Below are 317 nucleotides of genomic sequence, written 5' to 3'. Positions count from 1 at the left end.
CTGGTGCATCAAGAGCGCGCGCTGGTCGGGCGAGATCGGTGCCGACGCCGAGGGGCATACCGGCTTCGCCACCGCGGCGGACGGCGCCGACGCCGCGGCCGGGCTGCTCCGGCGATACTACCGGGATTATGGACGCCGCACGGCCCTGGCGATCGTGCGCCGCTGGGCGCCGGCCTCCTGCGGCGTCTCCACCGCTCCGCTTGCGGCCAGGGCCAAGCCGACCGCCCTCGCGCCGCGCGGGATCGGGGGCACGCTTCGGGCCCGCTTCCTGGCGCGCCACCTTCCCGGCGGCGCCCGGCGCGGCGTCTCGCGGGCGC

1 pseudogene is annotated in these 317 nt (G+C 78.5%); it reads left to right on the top strand.

The window, feature by feature from the left end:
- Nucleotides 1-317 (top strand): annotated as a pseudogene (locus FV223_RS29905) (hypothetical protein); the annotation flags it as partial.

This window comes from Methylobacterium sp. WL116, assembly GCF_008039455.1.
Lineage (GTDB): Bacteria > Pseudomonadota > Alphaproteobacteria > Rhizobiales > Beijerinckiaceae > Methylobacterium.
Note: the sequence above shows the minus strand (reverse complement) of the source record. Positions and strands in the feature narration are given on the sequence as shown.